This window comes from Kutzneria sp. CA-103260 (assembly GCF_018263855.1).
Lineage (GTDB): Bacteria > Actinomycetota > Actinomycetes > Mycobacteriales > Pseudonocardiaceae > Kutzneria.
In genome coordinates, this window is the sequence record NZ_CP073318.1 from 3,465,147 (window position 1) to 3,490,818 (window position 25,672).

Sequence of the window (25,672 nt, forward strand, 5' to 3'; positions counted from 1 at the left end):
CTATTCAGGACTCCAGTCCACCCAGACCATCACGGTCTGAGTGTGTCAGGTGTCCAACATCCAGGGTCAAGTCCTCCCCTCCAAGTGACACGCGCGGAATAGGCCACGGGACGCAGCGGCTGGACGAGATGGGTAATCGAGGATCTCGACTGCTCTGGTAGTGCCACCGCTGTCAACGAATTACCGGCCGCCGTTGGCCGGAGCGGGGACGGCCACGAAAGTCGGCAGATAGTCGCGCAGACAAACGAACATGCCTTGGCAGTACAGCGCGTTGGCCGCGGTGCCGAGCTCGTCCATGTAGGGAAGCTTCCGGGCCGTCTTCTGCTCCATCAGCACCTCCCGTGGCACTGGCCCTTCGTAGCCGATCAGGTCAAGCTCTGCGAGCAGTTCCCCGATGGCCGGCGGCAGTGTCATCGAGAGCCGGTAGTCGTCGATCCTCTCGCATCGGATGTGCCTGAACTCGTAGCCGGGAGTCCGCATCGGCTCCGCATAGATGTATGGGCGCGCAAGTAGGTCCAGTTCGAACGCGGCCTGGGCGTTCTCGTTCGTCCACCAGGGTTGCGTTCGCACGAACCGCGCCAGTAGCTCATCGAACTCTTCGCGGTGCGCGTGCAGCACCATGTGCGCGACCATGCCGCTGTCACGGAAGTCGTAGTTGCCAAGGTTCTTCACCGAGTCGGCGAAGTACTGCGTGACAGCCGCATCCGGCCGGTTCTTGAAGTACCGAGCGGCGTTCGCGTAAACGTCGGCGAACGTAGCAATCCCGTTACGGTCCAGGTAGTTCGCCAGGTAGTAGAGGCCCCGCACGTTGTAGAGGGCGTGCATGGCGTACGCGAACCACACGCCCTCTTCGTACTCCGAGGTGGTGACCCAGTTCGTGGACAGGACGACGTCCGCTTCAGCGACCTCGCTCGGCACCCGAGCGGTCTGCACGCCGAACACGTCGCGCTGCTTGTAGATGGGCGTGTTGTGGAGCAGCAACTGGGGATAGACCATGATGACGTCCGCACGCAGCCGGCAGAGCTCGGTGATGCCTTTCTGGTACGTCTCCAAAGTCTCGCCTGGAAGCGGCCAGATCAGCTCGACGTTGGAGTTGATGCCCTTCTCCCGCAGCGTGGTCTGGAGTGTGGTGTACGCCGACAGCCGGATGTTGCTGCGCTGCACCATGTCGAGCGTGTGGGAGTCCATTGTCTGCAGGGAGACCGTCTGGCTGGTCGTCAGGCCGCCCTTTGCCAGGGTCTCAGTGATGACGGCCATCCGGTCAGGCCTGTTCTTGGCCGCAGCCATGTCCACCCGGCGCGGATACCCGTACCTGTCCTTCTGCTCCACGATGTACTTCGTGAACTCGACGTCACGTGGGCTGATCCCCCAGTTCGCGTCCGCGATGAACACGGACCCGAACTGGTTCGCGGAGATCCAGGCGATGTCCTCCCTGACCCGGTTGTCATCGAACTTGTAGACCTTGTCGTTGGTCGCCGCTCCCCACGCGCAGAATCCACAGTTGTACGGGCAGCCGCGGTTGGTCTCCAGGATCGCGGACGAGTATTTCCCCGGTTCGAACACCCCTGTGGTGAACGCCGACGGTATCTCGTTGAGATCCACGATCCGCTCCGCCCGGGGCGTGGTCACCAGTTCGCCGTCTCGCCAGTAGCTCACCCCTGGCACCTCGTGCAGATCCATGTCCCCGCTGACGACCTGCCTGAGATAGGCCAGGAAGGTCCGCTCCCCCTCCCCGTTACAGACCACGACGTTCTCGCGATCCGCGGAGACATAGTCCTGAATGTGATTCATCACCTGCGGGCCGCCGAGGATGAACTGCGCGTCGGGATGGTGCTCGTACACGCGGTCGAGCAACCACCGGACAATGCCCATGTTCCAGAGGTAGCAGCTCAACGCGTAGACATCGCTGTCCTTCCCGATCAGCTCCTCGGCCACCGCGAGGCGGTCGCCGGCCGCCCAGCGCGAGTAGATCTCGAACGAGCACTCCGCGGCGATCTCCGGGACCTGCGACGCGTAGGCCTGGAGATAGCCGGTGGCGAGCGGCAGAACACCCTCATATGCGGTCAATTCGACGAAGGTGACCTTCGTGCGCATGTGTACGTAACCTCGTCTCGATGTACGCGACAATCACTCATGGTCGAGCTGGATCGCTCCGGACAGGCGGGCGACATCCTTCCGCACCGTCACCAGGTCACGGGCAGCGCCTCCACGCTGTGGACACTTCCGCTCGGACGGAATCGGACACAGTCGAACGGAACCGCCAGTCGCAGGGTAGGAAATCGCCGCAGCAGAGCCGGAAACGCTGTCCGCAGTTCCATCCTGGCCAGTGGGGCACCGATGCAGTGATGGATGCCGTGGCCGAACGCCACATGTTGGTCGGCGTTGTGGGTGATGTCGAACTGGTCGGCGTCAGGGTAGCGCGTGCCGTCGCGGTTCGCCGCCGGCAGCGAGACCAGGACGTAGTCTCCCGCTTCGATGAGCGTGCCGCCGACCGGCACCTCCTCGGTGGCGGTGCGGACCAGTCCACTGGGGACGATGGAGAGATAGCGCAGCATCTCCTCGACAGCCTGGTCCACGACCTCCGGCGTGTCCCGGATGACCGCGGCCTGCCGCGGGTGCCGCAGGAGCAGGAGCACGCCGATGGCAAGCATGTTCGCGGTGGTTTCATGGCCCGCAGTGAGCAACATGTTGCCGATGCCGACAAGTTCCGCGTCGGAGAGTTCGTCGCCGTGTTCCCGCACCAGCATGCCGAGCAGGTCGTCGCCGGCATCCGCGCGCTGACCGGCAACGAGACTGGCCATGTACTCCTGCATCTCCAGGAACATGACCAGTCCCTGTTCCGGATCGACCGCCATGTCGACGGCCGCGCGACTGCGGCGCTGGAAGTCGGCGCGGTCGCCGTACGGGACGCCGAGGAGCTCGCACATCACCAGGGACGGAATCGGCATGGCGAAGTCCTGGACCAGATCGACCGGGCGACCGGCGAGTTCCATGGCGTCGAGATGCTGGGACACGATCTGTTCAATGCGCGGCCGCAGCCGGTTCATGCGCTTCACGGTGAACTCGCCGGTCACTATCCGCCGGAGGCGGGTGTGCTCTGGCGGGTCCATGCCGATGAACATCCCCAGGGGCATCGGAGGCTCCTCCACCGGCCTGTCCGGGTTCGGCGGACGCAGCAGCGTCCCCGGGGCCAGCGCGTTGCTGAAGCGAGGGTCGCTGAGCACACCGCGGACGTCGGCATGCCGAGTGACCAGCCATGCGGAATCCCCGTTGGGTAGCTGGAAGCGGCTGACCGGCTCCTCGGCGCGGCGCCGGGTGATCTCCGACGCCGGGTCGAACGGGCAGGCCTGGGCGCGCCGGAACGGCAGCGGCACGAACCGCGCTTCAGGTGTCGTGTTCTCCGTTCGCCACACTCTGTCTCCTCCAGGTGGTTTCCGAGTTCTCAGTTCTTGACCACGTGCAGGATGCTCGCGCCGGTCTCGGCCTGGTTTCCACTGACCTCCTCCAGTCGCAGCCCGGCGGCGGCGAGCAAGTCACGAAACTCCTTCTCGGTGCGGATGGCGCCACCACAGGCGAGCGTGCACAGGTCACTCATCACCGCGACCGGATCGGACGTCGTGTCCAGCGCGGGCATGATCAGATCGATCAGGAACAACCTGCTGTCAGCACGCATCGCCCGGTGACAGGCCTGGAGGACACGAACGGCGTCGTCGTCGACCCAGTCACTGAGCACGCCCTTGACCACATAGACATCGCGCCCCGCCGGCAGCGGATCGGTCAGGAAGTCCCCCACCACCAGTGAACACCGGTCGGATATGCCGGCTTCTTCCAGCACCGCACGGGCATTCTCCAGTCCTGCCGCCCGGTCGAAGATTGTGCCGGTGAGCCCCGGGTTCACGGCCAGCAACCCGGCCGTCAGAATGCCGTTGCCACCGCCGACATCCACCATGTCACGGGCGTCCGCCACGTCAAGTGCCGCGACGAACGCGGGCGCGTCACGCCGCGCCGTTTCGAGCACCCACGCGTAGAGCGAGGCCTCCGCGCTCGGATTGTCCGCCATCCAAGCGTAGCTCGAGCGGCCGAAAACGTGCTCCACCGCAGGCTGGCCGGTGCGCACGGTGTGCTCGATTCTGCCGCAGGCACTCCAGGTGGGCTCGCCACCCATCTCCCTGGCCAGATACTTGACCGAACAGGGCACGTCCGCGCGCAGCAGCTGTCCAGACGAGGTCAGCTCATAGCTCCCTTCCTCGTTCACGACAAGCAGTCCTAAATGGACGGCACCGCGGAGCAGGCGCCGCAACGACGGCTCATGGCAGTTGGTCAGCCTGGCCAACTCTTCCAGTGAGGCCGGTTCGTCAGCGAGCCGATCGGCCAGATCGAGCGTTGCCACGGTGTGCACAACCTGCGCCGGGATGAAACCGAACACCAGGTCCATCAGCCGGGCCGCGTCCTTGTGAGCCGTCATCCACTCCTCCGAAATCGCCTCCAGGGATTCGTCACCAGGGATTCGTCACCACGCCACTGGCAGTTCGCGCAGGCCACCGACGACCGGGTTGTCATTCACCCGCAACTGGTTCACCGGAGCTGCGAGGAACAGGGTCGGGAACTTCTCGAAGAGCTGGCCGAACACCGCACGCAACTCGAGGCGGGCCAGGTTCTGACCGACGCACACGTGCCGACCATATCCGAAAGTTAAGTGCGGATTGGGTTTCCGGGCGATGTCGAACTGGTCTGGCTGGGGAAACGCGAGCGGGTCGTGATTGACCCCGATCAGGTTGATCACCACGGCGTCCCCGGCCCGGATGGTCACGTCGCCGACCACGATGTCCGCAGTGGCGTAGCGGGCGAGCGCTTCTCCACCGGACATCCGGCGACGGAGTATCTCCTCGACAGCTGAAGGGAGCAACGAGCGGTCTCGTCGTAATGCCTCGCGCTGCGAGGGATTGGTCAGCATGTGCAGTGCGCCCCACTGGATGACGACGACAGTGGTCGCATGCCCCGCGAACAGCACGCCGGTCGCCATCGCGTTCGCCTCGAGCGGCTTCAGCGCACCAGACTCACACGCGGCGGCGAGATCGGACAGGACGTCTTCTGCCGATTCGATTCGCTTGCGCTCCAGCAACTCTTCCATGTAGCCGTGGATGCTTTCCAGTGCCGCACGAGAGCCCTGTCCGTCCACCGGGTCGGCCGCCTGCTCCGACCACCTCCGAAATCGGCCACGGTCGGCATACGGTACGCCGAGCAGCTCGCAGATGACCAGCATGGGCAGCGGGCGAGCCAAGGACTCAACGAGATCCGCCGGCGGTCCCTGCTCGGCCATGGCCGCCAACAGGTCGTCGACGAACCCTTCGATCCGTGGCGTCAGTGTCGCCATCCGTCGCGCCGAAAAGAACTTCGACAACAGCGCGCGCATCGCAGCCTCGCCGTCTCGCTCGCTCTCATAGTCCTCATAGCCCCAGTCCGCGCCGTCGAGCAACGCGGAATTGGTGACCCTCGGAGCGTTCATCGGATCAGGATGGGAGCGAGTCAGCCTCGGATCGGAGAAGAGCCGCTTCGCCTCGTCGAGGCGGGTGACCATCCACGCCTCGTCACCGGCCATGGTGCGAAACCGGGACACCGGGCACTTGCCCCTCATCTCCCGCACGGCCGGCGGAATGTCGAGAATGTCCGGCCGGGCGAACGGGCTCGTCGGCAGGGGTCGCTGATGGTTCATGGCTACTCCCAAGAACTGCGGCCACCGCGCCTGATCGGCGATCACAATGTGGCTCCATGGCTTCCCGCCGCTCGCCGCGCGGGCCGATGGCCGCCTCCGCGTAGCCTCGCAACCGCTCCCGGCTGGCACTGGGCGGCAACGGTTGCAACGCGGCGACCGAGTTGTCCACGTACTGGCCGCCACGCGCATACGCGGCGGAGAGCGCCCCGGTCTGCTCCAGGATCTTGACGAGGCTGTCCCGCCTCGTCACTGGATCACCGTCGCCAGACAGCACGTCCTTGATGGCCCGGCGGTCCACGGGATCCCCGGACTCGTACGCCAGGAGCACGGGCAGGGTCGGTCTGCGGTTACGGATGTCGCTGGTGTCCGGCTTGCCCATGACTTCGGTGTTGCGCGTGTAGGACCGCAGGTCGTCATGGATCTGGAACGCGGTACCCAGGTTCTCGGCGTACGTCCCCAACGCCCGGACCATGCTGTCGTCGCCACCGGCGAGCAGCGCACCGCATTCACACGCTCCCCTGAACAGAGCGGCTGTCTTGAGCTTCACCATCGTCAGGTACGCGTCGACGTCGAAGTCCATCCGGCGGCACAACTCGGACTCCAGACTCTGGCCGCGGCACAGGTCGATCCCGCACCTGGCGACGACGTCCAGCGCCGCGACGATCCGGTCGGGCGGCACACCGGTGGCCCGGCACTCGGCGAGGGCGGCGAACAGGGCGAAAATAAGCGCGTCACCGGCGACGATCGCGTTGTCGACCCCGTACTTGTGCTGGACCGAAGGCCTGCCTCGGCGCAAGTCGTCGTCGTCGATGATGTCGTCGTGGACCAGGCTGGCCGTGTGACCACATTCCGCGCCGATCGCGGCCGGAAGCACCTGTTCGGCGTCACCACCGACAGCGAGCGCGGATTCGAGCAGGAGTATGGGGCGGAACAACTTCCCGGACGGCACGAGCGCATGGGCGCACATGCGGTCCAGCAGGCCCGAGCTGGCGTCCCAGCGTTCCTCCAGGCGCGCTGCCACCTTGCTGACAAGCGAGACGAGCTCCCCCGCTCTCGACAGCACGTTCTGGAGCTCGGCATCACCTGCGATTGCGTTCACCGTCACATGACCGCGCATCGCCTTTTCCTCCTCGTTCCGACGATGACGTCATGCGTCCGAACCAGACAGGCCGGCTCGAACGCATGACGTTCACCTGTCAGCCACCGAAACTGATCGGAACCGGGTTCGCAAAAATGCCCGGGTACGCAATGCTACCGGCCGTGACTGCACAACCTCGAGCCACACCGCAATCGACGTGTCCCGCCGGCTTTCCGGTCAGCGGATTGGTTCCGTTGAATTCCCGACGGACGGTTAGCTGGGTTTGGAATTCACCGCGCGCGCCGACGGTCACTACTGCGCCGTCCGCATCATTACAGCTGATCTGCGCCGGATCCGCGGGCCTGTTGCATTGCACGACGCCGACGCGGTCTCCGGCCGTGAAGCCGCTACCGACCACCACCGTCGCCTGGGCATCGACCAGCCCGCTCGATTGATCCACCGCGATTGTCGGCGATGCCGCGAACGCCGGAGAAGTTCCCACGATCGCTGTGCCGGCGCTTGCCGACAACACCACCGCGAGCATCACCGCCAGCTTAGGCGCGATACCCGGATTACCAAACGTGATCATGACAGTTTCACCCTTCCATTGGAGGCACGGTGCCTCACTCGGAAATATCTGTAGCCGCACCGCTTCGACCGAGCAACTGCCACTCGAGTCGCCCCATGTAGTAGACAATTTCTTCATGATTGGTCGAGGGTAGGAAGTGGTTGGCACCGACCTTGTAGTAGATCGAGCTGACTATCTCCCGGATGACATGGTCGTACGGTTCCTCTCGACGAAGCGCCAGCACCAGGGCTGGCACGTCGCAATCAAGCCGGACGTCGCGCCATACATAGAACTTCTCGCCGTTCACCTCGACCTGCGGGAGGCTTTCGTTGGCATAGCGCGGTGATACTTCGCGTCCCGGACCGGTGTAGGCCGGGAGCGTCAGCAGGTCGTATTCGAACACGCTGTCCAGCAACGAACGAACCGCCTGTGGCACCAGCGGCATGAGCGACTCGTTCCACCAGCGCCGCAACACTTCCTTGGCCTCGTCGTCACCATACACATGGGCAAGGACGGGAGCCAACACATCGGAATCGGTGAACGAGTTGAACATGCCGTTGCGGTACGGCTCGACGCCAGAACTGTCATCGGTCTCGAACCAGGCCATCAGCGATCGGATCACCTCTGACTGCGTTATCCCGCCAAGGGCGCGTAGCGGTGCCCAGATGTACCGGAAGACCGGGTTCTCGGCGACCAGCCTGGACACGAAGATGAACCGGTGCATGTACTGGTTGTCCCACGCCGGCATGGTGTCGTGGGACAGCAGGTATTCGAAGTCATCGGTGTTGCCCCGGACGGTGACCAGCCCGAACTTCTCCCTGTCCCGCTGGTACGTGGTGTTCGGCAGGATCAGCATCGGGTAGACCGCGACCCGGGAGACGTGGTTGGCGAGCCGGTCGTACCCCTTCATGAACGAGTCGATGGTCTCCCCGGGAGCGCCCCAGATGAGCTCGGCGTAACAGTCGAGCCCTTCCCGGCCGAGCCACTCAGCCAGACTCTCCCAATCATTGACCTTCATGTTGCGCCGGTTCATCAGGTCGAGAGTGTTCTCGTCCAACGTCTGCAGCGCGAGGGTGAAGGAGCTGTGCAGCCCGGCATCCTTCATCGACTTGACGATCTCATAGAAGACCTTGGACTTGTTCTTGGCCCAGGAAGTCTCGATACTCCTGGGGAATCCGTACTCGGCGCGGATGTCGATGACGTCCTGAACGAACTCGAGATCGATCGGCATCATCCCGAAGTTCGCGTCACACAGCACGATCGTATGCACCCTGTACTGAGCGAATATCTCAACCTCTCGCCGGAGCCGCTCCCGAGAGAACGCGCGGACGCGTTGGCCGACCGCACCGCCCCAGTAGCAGAACGAGCATTTGTACGGACAGCCTCGATTCGTCTCGAGTAGTGCGACGTCATACGGGAACTCACCGTTCTCGTCGGTCATCGGTATAACACCAGTGAGGAATGGCGAGGCGATGAGGTCGAGGTCCTCGATCCGCGGCCGGTCCTGGGTAGTGACCAGCCCGCCGGCGGCGTCCTGGAACGAGATCCCCTCGATGTCGTGTAGCACGTGTGGGGAAACTCGGTTGAGCCGGGCAAGTAACAGGTCGCGGAAGGTGAACTCGCCCTCGCCATTGACCACGATGTCGACGAAGGGGTACATGCCGAAGACACGGCCGGCCTGATGTGAGACATGGTTGCCGCCGAAGACCACCCAGCCGTCCGGATTGAGCTGTTTGAAGGTCTCGGCGAGCGCGGCGAATTCTCGGTAATTCCAACCGAGCACAGAGAAGGCGATAACGTCGGGCACATCGGCACGGAAAAGCTTGTTAGCCATGCCGAAGAGAGTGCTGCCGCCGTCGAAGTTGTGGATCTGGATGTCCACATTCGCGGCGATGTGTTCATCCCGCAGCGCGGTCGCCTTCAGATAGCCGGAAGCCAGCGGCATCGACTTGAGCGCCATAGCCCAGACCCCCTGCTGTATCAGAAAGACATTCAATGGCGCCATCGGGAATTCCCCTTGCACTGAAGTTCCTACGATTAGTGAATGCTTTGTTCGGCAGCGTCACCACGCCACGAGTAAGGTGGCCGGCCCACTGTCGAGCGGGTGATCGGTCCAGGGGATGTCCTCCGACGTGGAGGTCATCGCGAGACCTGGCATCTGGTTCGCCAGTGCGGCGACGGCGGCGGCGATCTCCATCCGCGCCACGGCCGCTCCGACGCAGCGATGCGGGCCGTGCCCGAACCTCAGGTGCGGTTTGGGCACTCTGGCTGGATCGAACCGGTCGGGGTCGGGGAAGCGGGCCGGATCGCGGTTCGCGGCCTCGATCCGGACAATGACCATGTCGCCGGCGGCGATGGTGTGGCCGGCTAGTTGAAGATCCTCATGAGCCCAGCGGGGAAACGCCTCGCCGCTGATTCCCGCCTGGTGGCGCAGAATCTCCTCGACAGCCGAGGCCACGGCCTGGTGGTCGCCGAGGCCACCGAGGCCGCCGGCCTGAATCAGCTTGATCACGCCGATCGACAGGGAATTGGCCGTCGTCAGTTGGCCGCCGGAAAGCAAGGAGGCAGCGGCCAGCAGCAGCTCGCGGTCGTTGAGCCGATCGTCGTCCGAATCGCGCACCGCGACCAGGGCGCTGAGCAGGTCATCGCCCGGATTCGCACGCTTGGCCGTGACCAATCCACTGAGAAACTCGATGATTTCGTCCCACGTTGCCGCATGGCGCTCGGGGTCCGCGATCAGCACGGACACTGCCTCGGCCCAGGTGTAGAAACGCTCGCGGTCGTCCACCGGGACACCGAGCATCTCAGTGATCACGGCGAGCGTCAGCGGCCTGGACAGGCTCGCCACGAGGTCGGCCGGCGGTCCGCCCCGCTTCACGTCCGACACGAATTCGCTGGCCAGGTGCTCTACTCGCAGCCGCAGGCCGTCCAAGGCCCGGGCGCTGAGGCCGCGAGAGATCACCCGCCGCAGCCTGGCGTGATCGTCGCCATCGCAGAGCAGTGATTCGGTGTCTGCCGAGGCACCTGGACGCAGGATCCCGAACCGACGGTCCGACAGCACACGCTGGGCGGCGTCGGCGCCGATCACCACCCAGGCGGGCTGCCCCGAGGCGGTAATGGTCCGGACCACTGGCGAGTCGAGGCGGAGTTCCGTGTAGGCCGCCGGCGGGTCCAGCGGTGACGGTCGGTCGAACGGCAAGGTGAAAGACTGAATGTCCATGATCTCCTCCTACGATGGCTGACCGGACAGGCCATCGAGGAACTCCCGCACCGTGTGGGTGAACCGGGCCGGCTGTTCCATGTTCAGCATGTGCCCCGCCCCGGCGAACACTTCGAGCTTCGCGTTCGGGACCGCCGAGACCACCCGCTCCACCATCTCTTTGACGTCGGAACAGTCGAGTTCGCCAACGACAGCAAGCAACGGCGTGTTGATGGCGGGCAGCCGGGCCCAGGTGTCGACCGCCTTGCCTGGCAGGACCGGGTCTGGTCGGGCGTGACGAGTGGCGGTGTGCATCGCCATTTCTCGGCATCGTTCGCGCACCGACGGACAGACCTCGTGCGGCTCACGCGCTGGCCCGTCCACCCAAAGACGCAGGTACATCTCGATGTAGGCGTCGGTGTCGCACCGCAACGCCGCGGCCTTCTGACGCTTCAGCAGGCCGACGACGAACGGGCTCTGCCAGTACTGTTCGGAGGTTCCACAGCCGCTGATGACCACGCCGCGTACCCGGTCCGGAAGGTCCATCGCGATGTCGAGAGCGCTCGTGCCTCCCATGGACTGTCCTACCAGGACAGCCGATGGCAGGTTGAGCTGATCGAGCAGGGCGATCACGTCGTCGCCACGCCAGTACGGAGTCGTCGGTGTGAAGGACTCACCATGCCCGCGCGCGTCGAGGTTGAGGACGCGGTATTCATCGAAGGCGAGCAGTTGCCGGTCCCACACCCGCCGGTCGAGCGTGCCATCGTGCAGAAACACGACCGGAGGACCGTCCCCGACGTCGTCGTAGGCGAGGTACCCCTCGGTGAGTCCGACCTGGTTCATGCGAATCCTCCCGCGACCGCGTGATCTCCGCAACGGGCGCGGCGTTCCAGCAGCCCCAACAGCGCTGTCCTGACATCAGGCCGGCCGGCGACAACGAGGGTGAAAAGCGACTCCCTCGTCAGCCGTTGCGCATCATGGGTGCTGACCAGGCCGGCGCCTCCAACCGCGACGAGGTAGGCCGTGCAGGCTTGCTGCGCGAGTTCGGAACAAGCCGCGCGTGTCACAGGCAGGTCCGCCGGAAAAGCCATCGCCGCATCGAACTTCGTCCGCACCTGCGCGGCCCTGGCCCGCACGGCTTCCGCAATGGCCAACTGCCCGGCGGACTCCAGTAGCGCCACCGCACGCCTGAGCAGGCCCAACGCCAACGAGCCGTCGACCCGCGATCCCCTTGCCAGGCCGGCGATGTACTCGTCGCGATTGGCCCGAGTGGTGACCATCTCATCGGGAAGGTGGAGATCCCGGAACTCCAGTCGCACCGTGTTGCTGGCCTGCGCCGCGACCAAGGACAGCGGGTGAACCGCCGCGATGCCATCACCCGGCTTCGCCTCGATGAGACCGCTGACGACATCGCCGCACTGTTCATCCAACGCGGATACGTGCAAGACGTCGACCAGACCCCATCCACTCACGAACGGCACCTGGCCGTTGATCGTCCAGCCCTCGCCGGACCTGGTGGCCCGCACGTGCGGTGGAACCGGGATGGCACCGGAGAACGCGCTGCCGCCGCGCAACTCGCCGCTCGCCGCACGACCGAGATACTGTGCGCGCAGGGCCGAGTTCGGCGTCATCGCCAGTCCCATCACGACACCGTGGTGCTGCAGCCAGGTGAACGTGGTGGTGAGACAGGCGCTGGCGAGGATCTCCACCAATTCCAGGAAGTCCGGGAACTCGACGCCGAGCCCGCCGAACTCGGGTGGCGCCACGAGACCGTAGAAACCGTCCTCTGCCAGACGGTCAAAGTGACTGCCGGGTATCCGGCCGTACCGGTCGACCTCGCTCGCGGCGGGGAGCAACACCTCGTCGGCGATCTTGGCTGCCTTCTGGAGCATGTCGGTCATGTGAGCGCTGCTCCATTCCTGGTCATGGGCGTGAGCTCCAGCAGGTGTAGGTGCCACTGGGCGTGCTCGGCCGCGTTCACCACGTGGTCGGGGAAGGCGTCGGCAAGCGCTTCGGGCACCGCCGACAGTTCCAACCTCTTGATCGTTCTCAGTTGGAGACCCAACTCCTCGGCCAGGTCACCTATCAGGGAGGGATTGCCCAGGGCCTCACCGAACCAGAGATAGACCCGGCCGCCTGGATTGAGCAGATCGAGCGCGCCACGCAGAAAGCGCCGCAGTTTTGAGTACGCCGGATCAAACATGGTCTCGTGCCAGATGGAGGAGTCGACGACGTCCTCAGGAGCATCCAGGAACGGTGGATTCCAGTAGATCCCGTCGAACCGCTCCCCAGGCCTGATCGCAGAGTACAGGTCGCTCTCCCGAGCTGTCACCCGATCGGCGACACTGTGACGCTCGGCGTTCATCTCGGTATTCCGGACCGCCGCCGGGTTGATGTCGAGTCCGACTACCGTGCGGCAGCCGGCCAGAGCTGCGAGTACCGACATAATTCCGACGCCACAGCCCATTTCCAAAAACGACGACATCTCAACGAACGGGATTTCGTCGGCGTACAGCTCACCGCCTGGCGAGTAAATGGGAGGCCACACGTCGTCCAGCAGATCCCATTCAAGTCCGACCCATTCAAAAACTGATTCCCTGCTAACATCGGAATGGTACTTGTCAATGATGTTCTGCCCGATGAGCAGCTCGAAGTCGCGCGCTTCCATGTCGCCCTACCTTCGCGCGTAAAGGATTCGGACTAACTCGCGATCTACAATAACGCGGGATCACTCCGCGTGTCACGGAAGACATTCAAACAGCGGGCGGAGCGCGGCGCAAGGTGGCTTCGCCGAACGCGGCTGTGGCCCGAGTCGAGGGCGGTGACCAGCCCACCATGGCGTCCATCGGCCGCCGGGAAACCACCTCGGGAAGGAGCCCCCCGAGCCACACACCGCCGTTGCGGGCGGCTACCGCCGGTAGGGCTGAGCACTGGGCGAACCGCCCCATCCGTCCTGACATCCGGCTCAGCCGGGAGGTGCGGGGGCGCCGGACCCTGTCGTAGCACGCGAGGCCTTCTCGCAACGCGTCCCAGGCCGCGGCGTCGGCCACCACGTGCGCGAGCTCGACAGCGTCCTCGAGTGCCAGGCTCGCTGACCCGACGTTCGGCGTCATCGGATGCGCCGCATCTCCGGCCAGCGCGATGCGGCCCATCGTGAAATTGTCAACTGGTCGGCTGATCTCCTCGATCTCGTCGAAGAAGATCGACGTTTCCCATGCCCTTTCCAGCAATTCCGGAATTGGATCGTGCCAGCTGCCGAACAGCGCCTGTAGCTCGCTGGCACCGTTCGCGACCGCACGACGTGCGGATATCTTGGCGAGCGCAGAGAAATGCACCATGCCGTCCGGTAGAGGTAGAATCGAGAAACGCAGCCCCGCTCCCCAGGTCTCGGCGGCGGTCAGCGCCAGCCCATCCGATGAGACCATCGCTCGCCAGCTCACTGCGCCACCGGACCGAAGCCCCGGATGGTGCGGGTACATCATCTGGCGGGTCCGCGACCGGATGCCGTCGGCCCCGACGAGCAATGCCGACTCAAGTTCGCGGCCTTCTACTCGCATGACCGCGGCCCTCGTCGCGTCGCCGGTGCTGACCGGCTCAGCACGCGCTCCACAATGGACAGATCCGGACGGGAGCGCCGACGCCAAAGCCCGGACCAGCGTGATCCGCGGCAGCGCCCGAATCGCCTCGCCATAACGTTTCTCGACGAACCCCAGCGGGCTGTGCGCGATCCACCGACCGCTCGGCGCCCGCACTCCGCCATCCCGCTGGATCACGGAGCACGCACGCACCATGTCACCCAAACCGATCTCGTTCAGCGCGTGCATTCCGTTCGGGGTGATACCGATCCCTCCGCCGGTCGCCCGCAGGTCAGCGCTCCGCTCGAAGACCTGTACCGACCATCCCTTACCGGCCAACGCGACAGCCGTTGCGAGCCCGGCGATTCCCGCCCCGACGATGTGTGCGGTGCGGCCGTGAGCAAGCGCCATCGAAACCTCCCGGTGTAACCGACGCGGTCATGCGAGGATCTCGAAAAACAACACCACAAGCCGATACGATCTCAATTATGCACACAACCCCCGGTATTCGGGTAAAACTACTGGCACACATCGAAGCATGCCGCCCCGACACCGCCTTCTACGCTGGCACTCTCGGACTAAGCGGTGCCGTGTTGACCGGGCCGGAAGCTGCCTACCATTCCCTCGCTCTTGCATGGCTCGCGCCCACTCTCGCCTGGATCGCGTCGCTGTACGGCGGTGACTACTTCGACCGAGACCTGGACGCACTGACTAAACCACATCGACCTATACCATCCGGCCGAATACGGGCCAGGACCGCGAAGAACTTGATGATCTTCTTCATCACAGCCGGCGTGACGCTCGCGACGCTGGTCAATCCGCTCACCGTCATACTGGCCGCATTCGCCACGGTATCCGGCATCGCCTACGCAAGCAGGCTAAAAGGGCGCGGCCTGTGGGGAAACATCATCCGCGGACTGCCGACCGCGCTGACGCTGTTCTACGGCTCGATGACGGTGCGGCCCCTACCGGACGCTGAACTCATCCCGCTGGCGTTGATGTTCTGGATCCACGATGCTGGCTCCAACCTGCTCGGCGCCCTGTGCGACCGCGACGGTGATCGTCTCGGCGGCTACCACACCTATCCCGTTCGGCGAGGTGACAGCGCCACCGTCCGCGCGCTGGTCGGGTTCTATGTCGGTTGGACAGCCTTGGGCCTGACCTGGCCAGTGCTGTTCCGGGGGAACATCAACGCTGTCGTCTACTACATCGCGATGCTCGCGTCAGTCGCGCTCGGCTCGGTGTCACTGCTGACCGTGCTGCGGGCGCCCAGGCCGATCGCCCGATCCGTTGGCCTGCGCGCCCATGAGGTCGTGGTCGTGGAGCGGATCATCCTCGGCTCGTTCCTCGTGGCCGCCGCCGGCCGGCCGGGGCTCGCCATCCTCGTGGCCGGACCATCGATGGTGCTCACCGTGGTCGCCCAACGGTTCATGCGCAGCCGGCACGAGCCGTTCCGTCCGGTCCGTTAGCCAAGAAGGAACTGCATTTGCCCCCGGCTCGCGTCATCACGCCAGCTTCAGCGAGTTCTTCGGATCACCGCCCTTGTAGAGCCCGAGCACCAGCTCATGTGAATAGCCAAGCAGCTCCTGTAGTTCGCACGGAAGTCCCATCGCCTTGGCGGGTGGCACGCTCAGGGCGTGGTTCTCCACCGTCCGCAGCCAGGCGACCTGGAAGCCCATCGAGAAGATCCGTCGCACATCCGACTCAGTGGTGTTCGCGCCGCCGGCGTGGAAAAGGTCAGCGCGGAAGAGCAGCGCGTCGCCCTGCTTCATCTCGGCCTGCACCGCCTCGCTCCAGTCCGGGGCCTGCGCGTCCGGTGCCCCGCCGTGACTGTCCAGCACCACCCAGGTCGCACCGTTCTCGGCGGTGAAGTCGGTCATCGCCGCCATTACCGTGAGCGCGACCGGATGCTCGCCGCCGGGGAAGTGCCGCCACGAGAAGGTGTCACGGTGCAACTGTTGGCGTTCTGCGGCGGGCTGCCGGGCCATGTACTCGGCGATCGTGAGCAGGATCGTGTCCGACAGCGGGTTGAGCACCCGCCGCGCGCAGTCCACGATGTCCTTCTGTAGCACCATGGACGGCGCGCACGGGATGGTACCGACGAGCGAGTGCAGCGTAGACGTGGTCTCTCCCTGGAAGTAACCGAGGACCGAACCCGCGGCGTACTCGGCCTCCTCCGGATGCTCCTGGACGTATGCGGCGACCTGAGCCAGGAACGTCTCGCACTGTTCGGACGAGTACGCCTCGGAAAGGATCACCGCCCCCCGAGTGAGCAGCGCCGTGTCCAACTGGTCCGGGCCGTAGGGCCTGTCGAGGCGGGGTATGCCGCCTGCTTCATCGTTTCCCATGGTCAGAGACCTTCCAGCTCTGTCGTGACATTCTCGTGCCCTACCAGGTGACGGGCAGTTGGTCGATGCTGACGTCCATCCCCTCGGCACTCCATGCCACTTCGGTGACAGGCACGGCCAACCGAATGCCCGGGATCCTGGTCAGCAGCGTGCTGAACGCGACCTCCAACTCCATCCGCGCGAGCGCGGCTCCGAGGCAGTGGTGGATGCCGTGCCCGAACGCCAGATGCGGGCTGCGCACGACATCCGCCCGCAGCGACTCCGGGTCCTCAAACTCCCGAGGGTCGCGGTTGGCCCCAGAGCGTGATGCGATCACCGTCTCACCACGGCTGATCCGAACGCCACAGATGTCCACATCGCACTGCGCGATCCGGTTGATCCCAACCTCCTCGTCCTGCAGCCGGAGCAACTCCTCCACCACAGCTGACATCTCCAACTCACCGGCGAGGATCCGGTCGAGCACCACCTGGGTCGCGAACAACCTCAACAACCCGTGCGAGATGGCGGAAGTGGTCGTCACGTACCCGGCCATCAGCAGTCCCATCGCCATGGACGCGATCTCCAACTGGTTCAGTCCGCCCGTCTCCCCCTCCTGCCGGGCGAGGTCGCTGAGCACGTCGGATCCGTCCGGCTTCGACTCCACCAGCTGGACGACGAACTTCTGCAGGTCGGTGAACGCCTCGCCGTACTCCTCTGGTGCGGTGGCCACCGAGCGGAGTACGACGTCGGCCCATCCGCGGAAGCGCACGCGATCAGCCGCCGGAATTCCCAGCAGCTCGGAGATGACGGCGATCGGCAACGGGTACGCGTAGCTCTCCTGCAAGTCGACTTCCGGCCCGTCCGCCAGCATCGTCGTGACAAGGTCGGAGGCGACCGCCTCGGCGTGTTCTCGTAGCTCGGCGATGCGACGTGTGGTGAACGCCCGGCTGACACTCTTGCGCAGCCTGGTGTGTTCCGGCGGATCCTTCAGGAACATGAAGCCGGCCGCGAGGTTGCTGTCGTCGGTGGCCGGCATCGAACCGGGATACTGCGTGCCGAAGGCAGGATTTCCCAGCAGCGCGCGTACATCCGCGTGGCGGGTGACCAGCCAGGCCTCGCCGCCGCCGGCGAGCTGAACCTTGTGGATGGGTGCGGACGCACGCAACTCCGCCAAGGCCTGCGGGGGGTCGATTATGGAGTCGCGTACCAGAGGGTACCTTGAGTTCGGCTTCGCGCGGTCTTCCACAACTCATCATCCCCTTGCCATCACTATGGAAACGCGAGTTCGACCGCGTCGGCGAACTCGTCTCCACTTCGTTCGCTGCGCAGTTTCGCCTGAAACTCGGCCACTCGGTGGGCCACATCCGCGTCGTCCACCACTGTCTTGATCAGATCCGCGAGCTCCGCGGCGGTGAACGACTCTGGCAGACGGACCCCCAGCCCGAGCGTCTCGACGCTGTCAGCGACGGCGCGCTGCTCACCGATCTGCGGCGCTATCAGCACGGGCACGCCGTTCGCGAGTGCCTCGATCGTGCTGGTCAAGCCGCCATGGGAGACCAAGACCGATGCGTGCCGCAGCGTGTCGATCATCGGCAGCTTCGTACGGAGCAGCACCCGGTCGCTGACCGGGCCCACCTCCGGTGGCCGGATTTTGCCGCCTATTGCGGCCGCGGCGTGCCAACCGAGCCGCTCGACACTGTCGATGCAGGTTCGAAAGAAATCGATCTTCTCGTTGAACACCGTGCCCAGAGAGATCGCGGCTAGCGGCTTGGCGTTGCGAAGCCAGTCCAGCTCTGGTGACTGTTCTGCTGGCCGGATACAGGGCCTGATGAACGTGAATCGTGTATCGAACGTCTCGCCGCACGGCTGGATCTCTCGAGGGAACAAGGCGATGTTCCGCTCCGCTTCGCTCTCGAAGAACTGTCGCGGCGACATCGAATCCAGTCCGATGTCCGCGAGAAACGCCGAAACACCAGCGAGGAACTCGGCCATCGCCTCGGGGCTGTCCGGGCGCGACCCGTAGTTCCGGTGTAGCGAGAACTCCGCGTTGGACGCGAACACGGGCCATGTCCGGATCACCGGGATCCCGAAGACCTGGCCGAGCACCCAGCCGGACATCGCCAGCACGTCAGACACGATCACGTCGGGCCGATCCGCGCGCCCGATACGTTCGAGAACTGCGTACGACGCCCGGACCTCCCTCAGCATGAGCGGCAGAACGGCGGCCAAGTCCGACAACTCCGCCTGGCCGTCCATTGGTGAGTCGTACGGCACAACCCCCGCGATCGCGCCGACTTCGCGAGTGAAACTCGTCGACGCCAGGCAGCTCACGCGATGGCCTCGGCGAACCAGTTCGGCCAAGCCGGCGAGCACGGGATAGACATGGCCCCAAGCGGGGATCGAGGCGAACAGCACATGCCGGCCCATCATGCCCCGCCGGCCGTCGCGCTCACCAGCAGCCGCTCCGGGAAGCGGTCGCCGAGCATGTTGACCTTCCACGGCACCGACTCCCAGCTCTCCAGCATCTCGAAGCTGGTCCAGGAGTCCACCAGCGCCGCGACGGCGCACTGTAGTTCGAGGCGAGCGAGGTTGGCGCCAAGGCAACGGTGGATACCGAACCCGAACGCTATGTGCCGGGCAAGCCCCGGCCGCCGCGGATCGAACGCGTCAGGATTTTCGAAGAGCTCGTCATCGCGGTTGGCAGCGATCAGCGGCGCCACCACCATGTCACCCTTGAGAATCACGGCATCGCCCAGCCGTACGTCCTCCGACGCGAACCGCGGCATCGATTCGCCGTTGTCACCAGACTGGATCCGGAGTACCTCCTCGACGAACAGCTTCGCCAGCTCGGCGGAATCCGGAGATGTCCTGAGCTTTTCAAGCCACCTGTCCTCCACCAGGTGCCGCACGGCGACCGCGATCGCATTGGCCGTACTGACATAACCCGCGACCGGCAGCCCGAGCACCATGGTGGTCAGCTCTACGTCGGTCAGACTGGCGTCGTCACGCTGCGCACGGATCATGTGCGCGAGCAGGTCCGTGCCTTCCTCTGGCGACTCACGTCGCCGGTCCGCGATCAAGGACAGCACGTAGTCGTTCAGCTGCCGCCATCCTTGCAGGGCGACCACGCCCTGTGCCTCGGACAACGGAACGAGCAGTTGGTCGGACAGTCGCTGGAACAACGTCCGGTCCTGGACGGGTACGCCGACCACCTCGGAGATCACGTTCATCGTCAAGGGTTTGGCGAACTGCTCCATGATGTCGATCGGCTCGTCCGCCGACGCCATCGACGCGATCAGTTCGTCCGCCGTCGCACGGATCGCCTGCCGGTACCGCCCGACATGCCCGACCGCGAACGGCCCCGCCACCAGCCCACGAAGCCGTGTGTGCTCAGGCGGGTCCTGGAAAATCGACTCGTTCGCCTCGGCGGTGCCGCTGCCCCGCCCGAGGTCGATCGGCGACACACTGAACTCTTGGCCAGCCAGCACTGACCTGATGTCGTGGTACTTGGTCACGAGCCAGACATCGGTGTCCTGAGGTGTCGTGGTCCGTGAGACCGGGCATGTGGCGCGCAGGGTGCGCCAGTCCCGCTCGAGATCAGCCGGCCGGAACCGCTCCATCGGCGGTGGCTCACGCGATGTCATGGCGCTCCTCTCAGGTTGATCCCGCTGCTTTCAGCAAGAGCTTCGACGGACCGCGTACCACCATCCCGGCCTTCCACTCGATGCCTGACTCCTCCGGCGTGAGCCGTAACCCGGGCACGGCCGCCACCAGCACCTCCAGTGCCACCTGCAGCTCAAGCCGGGCGAGCGGCGCGCCGAGGCAGAAGTGCGGGCCGATGCCGAACCCGAGGTGGGGATTGGGATCGCGGGCGAAATCCAGGCGGTCGGGATCCGCGAAGACATCCGGATCCCGGTTCGCGACCACTGTCGCGGCGACGACAGGAGAACCTGCCGCGACAACGGTTCCACTCAGGACGACGTCCTCGGTCGCGTACCGTGGCGATGCGCCGTTCGCTTCGAGCGGCACGTATCGCATCAGCTCCTCAACGGCCGACGGGATGACCGCCGGATCGGCGACCAGGGACTGGAAGCGCGCCGGCACCTCCAACAGCACGTACATGAAGTTGGGCAGCTGGGTGGCGGTCGTCTCGAAGCCGGCGACCAGGATCGTCATGACGACGATCACCAATTCATCGTTCGACACAGTCCTGGTCTCCGCCTGGGTCATCGCCATCGACGAGATCAGGTCATCTCTCGGCGAACGCCGCCGCTGAGCCACGAGCTCCGAAACGAACTCCCACATGTGCCCGGTCGCCCGCACCCGCTCGTCATCCGAGATCGCGGTCGTCGCGAGGCCGGCCTCCGCCCAATACCTGAACCTGTCTCTGTCGTCGTACGACACGCCGAGCAGCTCACAGATCATCTTCAAGGTGTACTGGACCGCGAAGTCCTCGACGCCGTCGAAATACTTGGCTGTCAGCGCGTCCTTGACAAGTTCGGTGGCGATTGCGGCGGCGCGCTCACGCAGTCTTGCAACAGTCCTGGGTGTGAACGCACGCTGGCACACTGACCGGACCCGCGTGTGCTCAGGCGGGTCCATCGCGACGATGCCGCCGCTGAAGTTCTCTTCGGTGACACGGGGGACGTCCCGTCGAAGTGAGATCGCGCGGGAGAACCGCGCATCCGAGAGCACCGTCCGCACATCACCGTGCCGGGTGACCAGCCAAGCTTCCTCGCCGTACGGAAACGCGACCCGACACACCGGTTCTTGCTGTTGCAACAGTCGGTATTCAGGCTCCAGGTCCAAGCGGGAAGCCCGCGGGAACGGGAAGGGACGGGGCGGCATCTCGACTCTCGCTCTCGTCGACTAGCGCGATACGGACGGATCGCGTCGCATCAGACGGTTTTCCGTGACCACGACCGCTGTCCCGTGCCGCGGCACGAGCATCGGTCCCTTGCACGCCACGCGTTCTGCCGCGGTCCGTGCGGGTTCCAAGCGGACGTGGCGCATGATCGTGCTGATGACGGTGCGCATCTCGATCATCGCGAGGGATGCGCCGAGACAGCGATGGTTTCCACCACCGAACGGCATGAAATGCGTACTCGGTGGCTCCTCGGGAGAGAACCTGCTCACCAGGTAGACGTCGGGTTTGTCATGTAGTTGCGGGGAGTGATGCAGCAGCCCTAGGGAGACCGCGAACATGGTGCCGGCAGGGAAGTCATATCCGTTCGCGTGCCACGGCTTCAGCGCTACCCTGCCGACGTCCATCGTGGTCGGACGGGCCCGGATCGACTCGTGGATGGCCGCGTCGATGAGCTTCCAGTCCTGTTCCGCGACCGCGGTCACGATCTGCTCCAGGGCGTCCGGCGTCCGTAGCACCCGCTCGAAGAACCAGGCCAGCTGGGTGGCGGTCGTCTCCTGCCCGACCGCGAGCAGGGTGACCATATGGTCGCGCAGTTCCTGGTCGGTGAGCGCGGCTTCCTCGTTCGCCAGCAGGATCGACACCACGTCGGTGCCGTCGCTCACCGGGTCGACGCGCCGCTCGGCGATCTCCGCGAAGATGATGTCGTCCACCTCGTGCAGCAGCCGTTGGAAGCGAACCCATGGCCCGAAGCCACCGAAGGACCTCCGCATCGCCGGCAACAGGATGATCACTGGGCTGATGTCGAGCAGCCGGGGCACGAGCACCCGGAGCCGGTCCAGCCGAACGGAGTCGGTGATCCCGAACACCGCTCGCATCATCACTTCCAGAGTGACGCGCTGGAGACAATCGAGCAGTTTGATCCGCGCGTTGACCCGCCATTGCCGGATCTCCTGGTCGATGATCGACTCCATGAGTACGACGTAGTCGGTCATGTTGCAGCCGTGCAGCGGCCGCATGAGGATGCGGCGCCGCTCGGTGTGCTCAGCACCGTCCGACATCAGCAGAGAGTGTTCGCCGACGACGAACTTGATCGACTTATTGGCGGCGGCGGCGTCGAACTTGTCGGCGTCATCTCGCAGGATCCGGCGGATGCCATCCGGCGTGCAGACATACACGACGTTGCCGAATCCCAATATGCGCGCCGTGAAAAGCGGGCCGTAGCGCGCCATGCATTCTTCGCCGAACCACACCGGCACCAGCGCCCACATGACCGTCTGCATGACAGCGGGAAGCCGGGGCCCGGGAGGCAAGTTGCTGCTCCGCGCCGCGGCTGCATCGGGAACGCTTGGTCGGAAGCGCCACAACCAGCGGCGCCGGCACCCGACAGTGGACTCCTCACTCCGCAACCGACTCATCGCGTCGCTCCACTGGTCGAAGTCATCCGCAACCATCGGCCAAGCGCTCGCAACGCGAAGGTGTGGGCGATCAGATCGTCGGTGTAGCACAGGTCATCGAAGTACAGCCCAACGACACTGGGCGACCACGTTCCCCGATCGTCCTGGTGATTCACCAGCCAATCGACCGCCCGCACAACGGCTGGGCTGTGTGGGCTCTCGCCGCCCTTCAGCAGGGCGAACAACGCCCACGCCGTCTCCTCCGTCGTGCTCCCCTCCGGTGGGAGCTTATGACGCAGTGGCCACCCGCCGTCATCCGCTTGGTTCTCGAGCAGCCACCGGCGGGCCGCCGTGGCCGTCGCCCCGCAGCCGTTGCATGTGTCCACAAACGCTTCCAGCAACCGGCTGGTGCCATGGACGCTGTCGCGGAACCAGACGGATGCGATGGACCCGTCGCTCTGTTGGTGCGTGCGCAGGAAGGCCAGGCCTCGCCCGATCGGCGACCGGGGCGACATAGGTTCGCCGAGCCGTCGCAGAGCCATGATCACGTGGGCGGTGACACCGGGGCACGGCCGGTCGTTCATGATTGACGAGTCGCGGACCCACTCCGACCACGAACCGTCCCGGTTCTGCTGGTTCTCCAGCCAGCGGATCCCGAGCTGAATCGCGGGATGTGTCCGCGGCACGCCAAGATCGGCAAGAACGCTCAGCACTACGGCGGTGTCCTCGGACTCCGGCCATCCCGATGGCAGCGCCCAGCCCCATCCACCCGCCGGTAGACCCAGGGGCCTGAAAGGCTTGTTCCACTGGGCACCCAACAGCCATTCACGGGCTGGCTGGGTCGGCGCTTCGGTTGCCACGTCCTGAAACTCGCTGAGCGCCATGATTGAGTACGCGGTGACCGAGATCTCCAGGTCACGGTCGATGGCCCAGGAGCCGTCCTCGCGTTGCGTCTCCAGGAGGTACCGCAACGAAGTCAGCTGCAGGTCGGTTCCCACGCCGGCCTCGCGCAGCCCGAGGTAGACGAAACCGGCGATCATCGGGCACTCCTCGATGCCGCCGTTGGTGCCGGACACCTCGCGAAGCCAGTTCAACGCCAGCGGCTCAGCGATCCGGCCGAGGATCCCGCGCAGCAGGCCGCGGCGCATGGTCCGACTCTGCATGACCCCGAGCCCGAGAATCGCCGGCAGCGCGATCGACACCTTGTTCCGCAACCGCCGCGGCAACAGCATGATCTCGACAGGTTGGTCGGGTTGCCGATGGAAGTCCCGTAACCCGACCAACCCCCAGATCGTCGGCAGGGCTGCCGGCCATGTCGTCGGTGCGTCGCCACTGAGCCCCGGAATGACGTTGACGCCGTCGTTCTCGTCGAGGAACGTCCACGCGCGATCGATGGCGTCGCTCGACGAGTCCCGGTCTGTCTCGTACAGCGCGGCGATTCCGAAGGCAGTCATGCCGGGGCTGCTGGGCGCCTCCGCATCGGCCATGCTCCAGCCGCCGTCCTCGCGCTGGTGCTCTCGCAACCAACGCACGGCTGATGCGATGCGATCGGCGTACGCCCTCGGGTCCGCCCTGTCCAGCGACAGCACACCGAGGGCAGTCGCGATGGTGGAGGACGAGAGCCGGTCCACCCAGGATCCATTCTCCCGCCGGCGGTTGTAGAGGTGCGAGATCGCGCACTCGGCCGCTTTTCCGGCCCGCTTCTGAAGCTGCTCCACGCCCACGCCGTCGCCTTCCGTTGTCAGGAATCTTCTACTGCTCGAAAAGATCCACTCGCCGACCTACCACGATAATTGACTCACTTCTCGACAGAGGTAACCTAGTTGCCAGCCAATTACTCACACCAAGGGGCACTTCCCGCTTGACACACCTCGGATTGCTAGCGGATCCCGCAATTCTGCATGAACGACCTGATCGTTTGCCGCAAGCCTTCCGACATGGACACCATGTTCTGAAATCCAAGCACCGATCGAAGTTTACTCGCGTCACAGCGCTGCCGTTCGAGCTCGCGGGCCAAGCTGCCACAGGCCAGCACCTCGTAGCCATTTCTGCGAATAGCCTCCGCACGGCCTCTATCATGCGGCTCACATGCCCTTCGCGACTGCTCTATCAATTCCTCTACCAGGTCAAGCGTCATCCGGTACGCGGCCGGCGCCATGTTGAATACCTGCCCCCGGGCCTGCGGGTTGAAGGCTATCGCGACCAGTGCGCGGACAACGTCTGTAACGTAGACATAGTCCCTGCCGTGCGCCATTGAACCCTCATAGATCACCGGAGGCAATGGGCCAGCCGGGTCGAACAAACGACTCAATGACCGCGGGACGATCCGCGAACTTGTATTCGGATCGCCTGGACCGAAGACATTGCAGAGCCGTAGCGTGGACACTGGAAGCCCTAGCTCGTAGCCGTACAATTGGACCATGGTGTCCGCCGACTGCTTGCCAACGTCATAAACGCCGCGTGCTTCGAGCGATGAACTCTCGGTATAAAATTCGCCGATCAGCTCGCCGTAGACCTTGTCCGTCGAAGAAAGTATGAACCGCATGAGGTCGGGGCACGCTATCCGGGCGGCTTCAAGCATGTTCATGGTTCCGCAGACATTCGACATCAGCGAACCATGCGGATCACTGAAAGCAGCGTCGATCGTCGACGAGGCCGCCAGGTGGAACACGATCTGCGGCTTGATCGTCCGCATAATGGCCAGACACTGACCGAAATCGGCGATATCAAGCCGGACCTGTTCAACCATATCCAGGTTCGACCGACCCATCCCGTCAAGTTTGTCAACCACGACAACACGAAATCGTCGCAATGTCAGACTCATGGCCAAGTGTCTACCAATGAAGCCGTAGCCACCCGTGATCATCACGGTAATTTGCTCCGCGTTGTCGATCAGGTCCCACTCGGTAACGCCATTCAATCCCAAATGTTCCCCCTCAGGCTAACAAAAC

General features: G+C 64.7%; 21 protein-coding genes. 1 reads left to right on the forward strand and 20 read right to left on the reverse strand.

The window, feature by feature from the left end:
• Positions 1-180: 180 nt before the first annotated feature.
• The 12 genes from JJ691_RS14990 to JJ691_RS15045 form a co-directional block, all read right to left on the reverse strand.
• Positions 181-2,094, reverse strand: coding sequence for a B12-binding domain-containing radical SAM protein (locus JJ691_RS14990; RefSeq protein ID WP_211769381.1), 1,914 nt, complete (start codon positions 2,092-2,094; stop codon positions 181-183).
• Between the two features lie 89 nt (positions 2,095-2,183).
• Positions 2,184-3,122 (reverse strand): cytochrome P450, encoded by a 939-nt coding sequence (locus JJ691_RS14995; protein ID WP_249227930.1) that lies wholly within the window; start codon positions 3,120-3,122, stop codon positions 2,184-2,186.
• A gap of 320 nt (positions 3,123-3,442) precedes the next feature.
• The gene (locus JJ691_RS15000) at positions 3,443-4,465 is read right to left on the reverse strand and encodes a methyltransferase (RefSeq protein ID WP_211769383.1); all 1,023 of its coding nucleotides are present in this window, start codon (positions 4,463-4,465) and stop codon (positions 3,443-3,445) included.
• Positions 4,466-4,510: 45 nt separating this feature from the next.
• Positions 4,511-5,599 (reverse strand): cytochrome P450, encoded by a 1,089-nt coding sequence (locus JJ691_RS15005; protein ID WP_211769384.1) that lies wholly within the window; start codon positions 5,597-5,599, stop codon positions 4,511-4,513.
• Positions 5,589-6,830 (reverse strand): polyprenyl synthetase family protein, encoded by a 1,242-nt coding sequence (locus JJ691_RS15010; RefSeq protein WP_211769385.1) that lies wholly within the window; start codon positions 6,828-6,830, stop codon positions 5,589-5,591. The genes JJ691_RS15005 and JJ691_RS15010 overlap by 11 nt, the downstream gene beginning before the upstream one ends.
• A gap of 79 nt (positions 6,831-6,909) precedes the next feature.
• Complete coding sequence (locus JJ691_RS15015) at positions 6,910-7,380, reverse strand: enediyne antibiotic chromoprotein (RefSeq protein WP_211769386.1); 471 nt, start codon at positions 7,378-7,380, stop codon at positions 6,910-6,912.
• A 34-nt stretch (positions 7,381-7,414) separates the two neighbouring features.
• On the reverse strand, positions 7,415-9,364 hold the full coding sequence (locus tag JJ691_RS15020) for a KedN5 family methylcobalamin-dependent radical SAM C-methyltransferase (protein WP_211769387.1): 1,950 nt from the start codon (positions 9,362-9,364) through the stop codon (positions 7,415-7,417).
• 57 nt (positions 9,365-9,421) lie between these two features.
• The gene (locus JJ691_RS15025; protein ID WP_211769388.1) at positions 9,422-10,558 is read right to left on the reverse strand and encodes a cytochrome P450; all 1,137 of its coding nucleotides are present in this window, start codon (positions 10,556-10,558) and stop codon (positions 9,422-9,424) included.
• Between the two features lie 30 nt (positions 10,559-10,588).
• Positions 10,589-11,401, reverse strand: coding sequence for an alpha/beta fold hydrolase (locus JJ691_RS15030; protein ID WP_211769389.1), 813 nt, complete (start codon positions 11,399-11,401; stop codon positions 10,589-10,591).
• A complete protein-coding gene (locus JJ691_RS15035) occupies positions 11,398-12,459 on the reverse strand; it encodes an acyl-CoA dehydrogenase family protein (protein ID WP_211769390.1) in 1,062 nt (353 codons plus the stop codon). The genes JJ691_RS15030 and JJ691_RS15035 overlap by 4 nt, the downstream gene beginning before the upstream one ends.
• The gene (locus tag JJ691_RS15040; RefSeq protein ID WP_211769391.1) at positions 12,456-13,226 is read right to left on the reverse strand and encodes a methyltransferase; all 771 of its coding nucleotides are present in this window, start codon (positions 13,224-13,226) and stop codon (positions 12,456-12,458) included. The genes JJ691_RS15035 and JJ691_RS15040 overlap by 4 nt, the downstream gene beginning before the upstream one ends.
• An 85-nt stretch (positions 13,227-13,311) precedes the next feature.
• On the reverse strand, positions 13,312-14,544 hold the full coding sequence (locus JJ691_RS15045) for an FAD-dependent monooxygenase (RefSeq protein WP_211769392.1): 1,233 nt from the start codon (positions 14,542-14,544) through the stop codon (positions 13,312-13,314).
• A gap of 77 nt (positions 14,545-14,621) precedes the next feature.
• Between JJ691_RS15045 and JJ691_RS15050 the strand changes: the two genes are divergently transcribed.
• Complete coding sequence (locus tag JJ691_RS15050) at positions 14,622-15,602, forward strand: UbiA family prenyltransferase (RefSeq protein WP_211769393.1); 981 nt, start codon at positions 14,622-14,624, stop codon at positions 15,600-15,602.
• A gap of 36 nt (positions 15,603-15,638) precedes the next feature.
• On the opposite strand, the gene JJ691_RS15055 is transcribed toward JJ691_RS15050, so the two are convergent.
• The 8 genes from JJ691_RS15055 to JJ691_RS15090 form a co-directional block, all read right to left on the reverse strand.
• On the reverse strand, positions 15,639-16,481 hold the full coding sequence (locus tag JJ691_RS15055) for a phytanoyl-CoA dioxygenase family protein (RefSeq protein WP_211769394.1): 843 nt from the start codon (positions 16,479-16,481) through the stop codon (positions 15,639-15,641).
• A 40-nt stretch (positions 16,482-16,521) separates the two neighbouring features.
• Positions 16,522-17,706, reverse strand: a complete 1,185-nt coding sequence (locus JJ691_RS15060) for a cytochrome P450 (protein ID WP_211769395.1) — start codon at positions 17,704-17,706, stop codon at positions 16,522-16,524.
• 23 nt (positions 17,707-17,729) lie between these two features.
• Entirely contained in the window at positions 17,730-18,875 is a 1,146-nt protein-coding gene (locus JJ691_RS15065; RefSeq protein ID WP_211769396.1) for a nucleotide disphospho-sugar-binding domain-containing protein, read from the reverse strand.
• Between the two features lie 11 nt (positions 18,876-18,886).
• On the reverse strand, positions 18,887-20,104 hold the full coding sequence (locus JJ691_RS15070) for a cytochrome P450 (protein ID WP_211769397.1): 1,218 nt from the start codon (positions 20,102-20,104) through the stop codon (positions 18,887-18,889).
• Between the two features lie 10 nt (positions 20,105-20,114).
• On the reverse strand, positions 20,115-21,269 hold the full coding sequence (locus tag JJ691_RS15075; RefSeq protein WP_249227932.1) for a cytochrome P450: 1,155 nt from the start codon (positions 21,267-21,269) through the stop codon (positions 20,115-20,117).
• A gap of 60 nt (positions 21,270-21,329) precedes the next feature.
• Complete coding sequence (locus tag JJ691_RS15080; protein WP_306291371.1) at positions 21,330-22,778, reverse strand: cytochrome P450; 1,449 nt, start codon at positions 22,776-22,778, stop codon at positions 21,330-21,332.
• Positions 22,739-24,445: a prenyltransferase/squalene oxidase repeat-containing protein gene (locus JJ691_RS15085; protein WP_211769400.1), complete on the reverse strand. Its 1,707-nt coding sequence runs from the start codon at positions 24,443-24,445 to the stop codon at positions 22,739-22,741. The genes JJ691_RS15080 and JJ691_RS15085 overlap by 40 nt, the downstream gene beginning before the upstream one ends.
• 155 nt (positions 24,446-24,600) lie before the next feature.
• Positions 24,601-25,647 carry an NAD-dependent epimerase/dehydratase family protein gene (locus JJ691_RS15090; RefSeq protein ID WP_211769401.1) on the reverse strand — a complete coding sequence of 349 codons (1,047 nt, stop codon included), beginning with the start codon at positions 25,645-25,647 and terminating at the stop codon, positions 24,601-24,603.
• Positions 25,648-25,672: the final 25 nt, after the last annotated feature.

What these genes read in the sequence shown, in the direction of transcription:
- JJ691_RS15005 (WP_211769384.1), bottom strand. Translation starts at nt 5,599, where the DNA reads ATGGCCGGTGACGAGGCGTGGATGGTCACCCGCCTCGACGAGGCGAAG.
- JJ691_RS15030 (WP_211769389.1), bottom strand. Translation starts at nt 11,401, where the DNA reads ATGAACCAGGTCGGACTCACCGAGGGGTACCTCGCCTACGACGACGTC.
- JJ691_RS15045 (WP_211769392.1), bottom strand. Translation starts at nt 14,544, where the DNA reads ATGGCGCTTGCTCACGGCCGCACCGCACACATCGTCGGGGCGGGAATC.
- JJ691_RS15050 (WP_211769393.1), top strand. Translation starts at nt 14,622, where the DNA reads ATGCACACAACCCCCGGTATTCGGGTAAAACTACTGGCACACATCGAA.
- JJ691_RS15080 (WP_306291371.1), bottom strand. Translation starts at nt 22,778, where the DNA reads ATGGTTGCGGATGACTTCGACCAGTGGAGCGACGCGATGAGTCGGTTG.
- JJ691_RS14990 (WP_211769381.1), bottom strand. Translation starts at nt 2,094, where the DNA reads ATGCGCACGAAGGTCACCTTCGTCGAATTGACCGCATATGAGGGTGTT.
- JJ691_RS15035 (WP_211769390.1), bottom strand. Translation starts at nt 12,459, where the DNA reads ATGACCGACATGCTCCAGAAGGCAGCCAAGATCGCCGACGAGGTGTTG.
- JJ691_RS15000 (WP_211769383.1), bottom strand. Translation starts at nt 4,465, where the DNA reads ATGACGGCTCACAAGGACGCGGCCCGGCTGATGGACCTGGTGTTCGGT.
- JJ691_RS15040 (WP_211769391.1), bottom strand. Translation starts at nt 13,226, where the DNA reads ATGGAAGCGCGCGACTTCGAGCTGCTCATCGGGCAGAACATCATTGAC.
- JJ691_RS15010 (WP_211769385.1), bottom strand. Translation starts at nt 6,830, where the DNA reads ATGCGCGGTCATGTGACGGTGAACGCAATCGCAGGTGATGCCGAGCTC.
- JJ691_RS14995 (WP_249227930.1), bottom strand. Translation starts at nt 3,122, where the DNA reads ATGTTCATCGGCATGGACCCGCCAGAGCACACCCGCCTCCGGCGGATA.
- JJ691_RS15020 (WP_211769387.1), bottom strand. Translation starts at nt 9,364, where the DNA reads ATGGCGCCATTGAATGTCTTTCTGATACAGCAGGGGGTCTGGGCTATG.
- JJ691_RS15055 (WP_211769394.1), bottom strand. Translation starts at nt 16,481, where the DNA reads ATGGGAAACGATGAAGCAGGCGGCATACCCCGCCTCGACAGGCCCTAC.
- JJ691_RS15015 (WP_211769386.1), bottom strand. Translation starts at nt 7,380, where the DNA reads ATGATCACGTTTGGTAATCCGGGTATCGCGCCTAAGCTGGCGGTGATG.
- JJ691_RS15070 (WP_211769397.1), bottom strand. Translation starts at nt 20,104, where the DNA reads ATGACATCGCGTGAGCCACCGCCGATGGAGCGGTTCCGGCCGGCTGAT.